The organism is Arthrobacter sp. 10T425 (assembly GCF_056393985.1).
In genome coordinates, this window is sequence record NZ_JBFTGZ010000124.1 from 1 (window position 1) to 373 (window position 373).

Here is a 373-nt window from a genome sequence, read left to right on the forward strand (position 1 = left end):
CCTACCCAGGCGAAGCAGGCGTAGCAGATGAACTGACCGATCCCGAAATACATGGCAATCAGCCAGGCCCGCCCCGAGCGCCATGGCGCACGGCTGACCGCGGCTTCCACACGGGCAGCGTGCGACTTCGACGGAAATGCCGATGTCAGGCGGCGCCAGCTCACAATGGCGAGGACGCAGACCACGGCCCAGATGCCGGCGCCCAGCCGCCAGCCGCCACCGGCGTGGGCGATGACCTCGCTACCCACCGCCGCCAACGTTGCCCCGATACCGAGCCCGGCGGCATAGATGCCCATGAAGAACGTGGCCTCGCCGGAGAAATGGCTCTTGATCCAGCCGCCGAGGAGCGGCCCGGAAATCGCGACCCCAATCC

The 373-nt window shown here is 67.8% G+C and carries 1 protein-coding gene; it reads right to left on the minus strand.

Translation table 11 applies throughout. The annotated features are described in order from the left end of the window. On the minus strand, positions 1-373 hold a 373-nt coding region (locus AC1DDH_RS20820; RefSeq protein WP_476956269.1), incomplete at both ends, for a hypothetical protein.